General features: G+C 69.4%; 4 protein-coding genes. All 4 read left to right on the forward strand.

All coding sequences use genetic code 11. The features are described 5' to 3' along the window. The gene (locus ABD116_RS11280) at positions 1-1,398 is read left to right on the forward strand and encodes a PP2C family protein-serine/threonine phosphatase (RefSeq protein WP_343967794.1); all 1,398 of its coding nucleotides are present in this window, start codon (positions 1-3) and stop codon (positions 1,396-1,398) included. After that, the gene (locus ABD116_RS11285) at positions 1,395-2,792 is read left to right on the forward strand and encodes an FtsW/RodA/SpoVE family cell cycle protein (RefSeq protein WP_343967796.1); all 1,398 of its coding nucleotides are present in this window, start codon (positions 1,395-1,397) and stop codon (positions 2,790-2,792) included. Before ABD116_RS11280 ends, ABD116_RS11285 begins: the two co-directional genes overlap by 4 nt. Beyond that, positions 2,789-4,243 carry a peptidoglycan D,D-transpeptidase FtsI family protein gene (locus tag ABD116_RS11290; protein WP_343967798.1) on the forward strand — a complete coding sequence of 485 codons (1,455 nt, stop codon included), beginning with the start codon at positions 2,789-2,791 and terminating at the stop codon, positions 4,241-4,243. The genes ABD116_RS11285 and ABD116_RS11290 overlap by 4 nt, the downstream gene beginning before the upstream one ends. Before the next feature lie 124 nt (positions 4,244-4,367). Then, complete coding sequence (pknB, locus tag ABD116_RS11295) at positions 4,368-6,230, forward strand: Stk1 family PASTA domain-containing Ser/Thr kinase (protein WP_343967800.1); 1,863 nt, start codon at positions 4,368-4,370, stop codon at positions 6,228-6,230. Positions 6,231-6,252 lie beyond the last annotated feature (22 nt).

Consider the following 6,252-nt stretch of genomic DNA (forward strand, 5'->3'; position numbering starts at 1 on the left):
ATGACGCTATCGCTCGACTACGCCGCACTGTCCGATGTCGGCCGGGTCCGCCGCAACAACGAGGACTCGGCGTACGCCGGTCCGCACCTGCTGCTGCTCGCCGACGGGATGGGCGGCGCCGCGGCCGGCGAGGTCGCGAGCTCGGCCGCCGTCCAGGTGATCCGCCGGCTGGACAAGCCCGGGATCACCGGCCCCGACATGATGGAGGCGCTCGCGGGCGCCGTCCACCGGGCCAACGAGCGGCTGTCCGAGCTGGTCGAGGAGGACCCCGAGCGCGAGGGCATGGGCTCGACCGTCACCGCACTGCTCTTCGACGGCCAGCAGCTCGGGCTCGCCCATCTCGGCGACTCGCGCGCCTACCGGATGCGCGACGGGCTGCTCTACCAGCTCAGCCACGACCACACGTTCGTCCAGTCGCTGGTGGACGAGGGCCGGATCTCCAAGGAAGAGGCCTTCACCCACCCGCACCGCAACCTGATCCTCCGTGTGCTCGACGGCCGCCCCGACTCGGATCCGGACCTGGAGATCCTCGACGTCCAGGCCGGCGACCGGCTGATGCTGTGCAGCGACGGCCTGCCCGACTATGTGAGCGAGCAGGTCATCGCCACGTCGATGGCCGAAGGTACGCCGGACTCCGTGGTGGTCGAGCTGATCACCCACGCGCTCGAGGCGGGATCCAACGACAACATCACCTGTGTCGTAGCCGATGTGGTCGAGACGGAGCCCGCGAGCGGCACCCAGCCCCAACTGGTCGGTGCCGCGGCCGAGCTCGCCCAGGGCGGGACCGGTCCGGCCACCGCGACCATGCGCGCCCAGGGCGACGGTGACGGCGGAGCAGGCGGCGGCGGTCGTGGCCTCGACCCGGAGGAGCTCCGGTACGCACCGCAGGCGCCCAAGCGGTTCCTCTGGCTGCGGCGGCTCGCAGTGGTGGTCGTCATCCTCGGGTTGATCGGTGGTGGCGGATGGTTCGCCTACAACTGGACCCAGAAGCAGTACTACGTCGGTACCGACGGCGACTACGTGGCGATCTTCAAGGGAGTCGACGAGGTCGTCCCCGGACTCGACCTGTCATCCGTCTTCGAGAAGCAGACGCTGCTGGTCGACAAGCTCCCGACGTACAGCCGGGAGCAGGTCGAGGGCACGATCCAGGCCGACAACCTGGCCGCGGCCCGGCAGATCGTCACCGAGCTGCAGCATGCGGCCGACGAGTGCGCGGCCAAGCCCAAGCCGACCACCACCCCGAAGCCCACCGTGAAGCCCACCGTGAAGCCCAGTACGCCGGTCTCTACGCCGCCCAAGCCGCCGGCGACCACGCCTGTCTCGACTCCGGCCTCCACGCCGGTCTCCACCCCGAGCAACGGCACGGTCAACCCCGACGACTGTGACGGCGTCAGATGAGTATCGCTTCGACTTCCGTCATCCAGATCATCCCGCGGACCCGGCGCGGGGTGGAGCTGATGCTGCTCATCCTGGCGGTCGGCGTCTCGGTGGCCGCCTACGTCAACATCGGCCTCACCGTGCAGGACGCAGTCCCGGCCAGCACCGGGTACTACGCGGCCGGCATCGGCCTGCTCGCCCTTATCGCCCACTTGGCCCTGCGCTACCGCGCTCCGTACGCCGACCCGGTGCTGCTGCCCTGCGCAGTGCTGCTGAACGGCCTCGGCGTCGCAATGATCCACCGCATCGACCTCGGTATCGCCGCGGACCGGCTGGCCCGGGGCCTGGACCCCAAGGCGGCCGCGGCCCCGCAGCAGATCACCTGGACCGCTGTCGGGGTGGTCCTCTTCCTCGTCGTCGTCCTGGTGATCCGCGACCACCGGCGGCTGCAGGCCCTCACCTACACGGCCGGCCTGGCCGGTCTGGTGTTGCTGGTCCTGCCGCTGATCCCCGGTCTCGGCGTCAACCTGAACGGCGCCCGGATCTGGATCCACCTGGCCGGGATGTCCTTCCAGCCCGGTGAGTTCGCCAAGCTGTGCCTGGTCGTCTTCTTCGCCGGCTACCTGGTGGTGAAGCGCGACGTCCTGACGCTGGCCGGGCACAGGTTCCTGGGCCTCGACCTGCCGCGCGCCCGTGACCTCGGGCCGATCGGCATCGCCTGGGTGGTCAGCCTGGGCGTTCTGGTCTTCGAGAACGACCTCGGCTCGTCGCTGCTGTTCTTCGGCCTGTTCCTGTTCCTGCTGTACGTCGCCACCGAGCGGGCCGGCTGGCTGATCATCGGCGGCCTGCTGTTCGCCGGCGGCGCCTTCTTCGCGTACACGGCCTTCGGGCACGTGCACGAACGGATCACCGACTGGCTGGACCCGTTCTCGATCGACGGCGGGCAGATCGCCGGCGGCCTGCTCGGCCAGGCCTGGGGCGGCATCCTCGGCCGCGGGCTCGGCCAGGGCCATCCGGAGTGGACCCTCTACGGCAACAGCGACATGATCATCTCCTCGTTCGCCGAGGAGCTGGGCCTGACCGGCCTGATCGCGATCCTGCTGATCTACACCCTCATCATCGAGCGCGGCCTGCGCACCGCGCTCGGCTGCCGGGACATCTTCGGCAAGCTGATCGCGACCGGTCTGGCGATGTCGTTCGCGCTGCAGGTGTTCGTGATCGTCGGCGGTGTCACCGGGCTGATCCCGCTGACTGGTCTGGCCACGCCGTTCATGGCCCTGGGTGGTACGTCGCTGGTCGCCAACTGGGCGATCGTGGCGCTGCTGCTGCGGATCAGTGACCAGGCCCGGCGGCCGCAGACCCCTGCGGCGCCGGTCTCCGACGAAACGATCGCCATGGCGGTGCAGAAGCAGTGAACTCAGCGATCCGACGACTGGCCGTTGCGGCGATCATCCTGATGCTCGCCCTCATCGCCAACTCGACCTATCTGCAGGCCTTCCGCGCAGGCGAGCTGAACGGCCGCAACGACAACCGCCGGGTCCGCAACGAGCAGTTCTCGGTCAACCGCGGCCCGATCCTGATCGGCAACACGCTGATCGCGCGCAGCGTGGAGAGCAACGACCAGTACAAGTACCAGCGCACCTACTCCAACGGCCCGCTCTACGCGCCGGTCACCGGGTACTACTCCTTCCAGTTCGGCCGGGGCGGGATCGAGCTCAACCAGAACAGTGAGCTGAACGGGTCCGACCCGTCGCTGGCCTTCCGCCGGTTCGTCGACGTGCTGACCGACAAGGGACAGCAGGGCGCGAGCGTCAGCCTGACCCTGAACGCGGCCGCCCAGCAGGCGGCGTACACGGCACTCGGCAACAACAAGGGCGCGGCGGTCGCGATCGAGCCGAAGACCGGCAAGATCCTCGCCCTGGTCAGCAAGCCGTCGTACGACCCGAACCTGCTCGCCTCGCACGATCTGAACAAGGCCAGCGACGCCTGGAAGGCGCTGAACGCGAGCGCCAACAAGCCGATGTCGAACCGGGCGATCAAGGAGGTCTACCCGCCGGGGTCGACCTTCAAGCTGGTCACCCTGGCGGCCGCGCTGTCGACTGGCCGGTACAAGGCGGACACCAAGGTGAACTCGCCGGCCAGCCTGCCGCTGCCGCAGACCACCACCCCGCTGCCGAACGAGAACGGCCGCAACTGCGGCGGCAGCGACAACGCCACCCTGACGGTCGCGCTGGCGCTGTCCTGCAACACCGCCTTCGCCTCGGTCGGTCTCGACCTCGGCGCGGACGCGCTGCGCGAGCAGGCCGAGAAGTTCGGCTTCGGCGAGCGGCAGCTGCCCGAGCTGGGCGCGGCCGCCAGCCAGTTCCCCGGCGACCCGAACGCGCCGCAGGTCGCGCAGTCCGCGATCGGCCAGTTCGACGTCCGGGCCACCCCGCTGCAGATGGCGATGGTGGCGGCCGGGATCGCCAACAAGGGCACCGTGATGAAGCCCTACCTGGTCCAGAACGTCCGGACCCCGGACCTGAAGACGGTCGAGGAGACCAAGCCCGAGGAGCTGCACCAGGCGGTCACCCCGGAGGTCGCCGGCGAGCTGACCGCGATGATGGTGAACGTCGTCAAGAACGGCACCGGCAAGCCCGGCCAGATCAGCGGCATCGACGTGGCCGGCAAGACCGGTACGGCGCAGAGCGCGAAGGACCGGCCGCCGTACGCCTGGTTCACCGCCTTCGCGCCGGCCAACGACCCGCAGATCGCGGTCGCGGTGATCATCGAGGACGCGGTCGGCGTCGGCCGCGACGACATCGCCGGCGGCAAGCTGGCCGCGCCGGTCGCCAAGAAGATGATGGAAGCGGTGCTCGGCCGGTGACGACGATGCGATATAACCCGGTGACAGAGCGTCCGGCCGACGACAGCCGGTGGATGGTCCGGGCTACCGTGGGCACTTTGAAGATTTGGCCGAGTTCGATCCGCGCAGGTTGGAAGGCAGAGTAATGACATCGCAGGCACGTCTCGTCGGCGGGCGCTACGAAGAAGGCGAACCGCTCGGTCGAGGGGGGATGGCAGACGTCCGAAGGGGCATCGACAACCGTCTGGGCCGCGCCGTCGCGATCAAGCGGCTGCGGGTCGACCTGGCCAGCGACGCCACCTTCCAGGCGCGGTTCCGGCGGGAGGCCCAGTCGGCCGCCTCGCTGAACCACCCCACCATCGTGTCGGTTTACGACACCGGCGAGGAGCCGGACCCGAACGGCTCCGGCATCACCATTCCGTACATCGTGATGGAGCTGGTGACCGGGAAGACGCTGCGCGACCTGATCCGCGAGGGCCGCAAGATCATGCCCGAGCGCGCTCTGGAGATCACCTCCGGTGTACTCGAGGCGCTCGACTACAGCCACCGGGCCGGCATCGTGCACCGCGACATCAAGCCCGGCAACGTGATGCTGACCCCGCAGGGCCAGGTCAAGGTGATGGACTTCGGCATCGCCCGGGCCGTCGCGGACACCTCGTCCACGATGACCCAGACGGCGGCCGTGATCGGCACCGCGCAGTACCTGTCGCCCGAGCAGGCCCGCGGCGAGACCGTGGACGCCCGCTCCGACCTGTACTCGACCGGCTGCCTGTTGTACGAACTGCTCGTCGGCCGGCCGCCCTTCGTCGGCGAGTCGCCGGTGTCGGTGGCCTACCAGCACGTCCGGGAAGAGCCGCTGCCACCGTCGTCCTTCGACCCGGACATCCCGCCGGAGGTCGACGCCGTCGTCCTGAAGGCGCTGACGAAGAACCGCGAGCACCGGTACCAGAGCGCCAACGAGATGCGCCAGGACATCCACCGGGTACTAGCCGGCCAGCAGGTGACCGCGCCGATGGCGGCCGTCGCCGAGACGCGTGCGATGGCGCCGACCCAGGTCGCGCCGGCTGCCGCCACCCAGGCCTACCAGCCGCAGACGCACGACCTGCTCCCGCCCGACAACGGGGACGACGAGGCGGAGACCGCGCGTGCCCGTCGCAACCGGGGGCTCGCGTACTTCCTGCTGGGCCTGGCGATCGTGGCGATCGCCGTCGGCGCCTACGCGATCATCACCAACATGGGCGACAAGAACAACACCGGTGGCGCCGGCCCGACCACCAACTCCAGTCAGCCCGTGGAGCAGGTCGAGGTACCGAAGGTCGAGGGTCTCTCGGTCACCGAGGCCATCCAGACGCTGACCGACCAGGGGCTGAAGTACACCCAGACCTCTCAGGCCAGCAACACGGTCGGCAAGAGCACGGTCATCAGCCAGGACCCGCCGGCGGGCACCAAGCTGGAAAAGGGCGCGTCGGTGGCGCTGGTGGTGTCGGCCGGACGCGACACCTTCGCCGTACCGGACGTGGTCGGCAAGTTGGAGGACGACGCGCGCAAGGCGCTGGAGAACGCGGCCGGCCAGTTCAAGGTCGCGTCGAAGTCCAAGGAGGTCGACAACGAGGCCCCCAAGGGCACCGTGCTCTCGATCGACCCGGGCCAGGACGGCCAGTACGCCAAGGGCACCAAGTTCACCCTGACCGTCTCGTCCGGCCAGGTCGAGGTCACCGTGCCTGACGTCACCACGCTGAGCAAGGACGACGCCACCGCGCAGCTCAAGGCGCTGGGTCTGACCGTCGGGTACGTCAACGACGACACCAACCCGACCGCGCCCGAGGGCACGGTCACCAAGCAAAGCGTGGCCGCGAACTCGAAGGTCAAGGAGGGCACCAAGGTGACCCTGTCGATCGCCGTGAAGGCCCCGCCCACCCCGCCGAGCACCGACCCGACCGACCCGGGCAACACCGAAACGCCGATCATCCCCGGCGGTGGCGGTGGCGGCGGCCAGGGCAACGGCTGACCCGTAACAGCAGAACAACGGC

It is taken from the genome of Kribbella koreensis, assembly GCF_039525325.1.
In the GTDB taxonomy this organism is placed as follows: domain Bacteria; phylum Actinomycetota; class Actinomycetes; order Propionibacteriales; family Kribbellaceae; genus Kribbella; species Kribbella koreensis.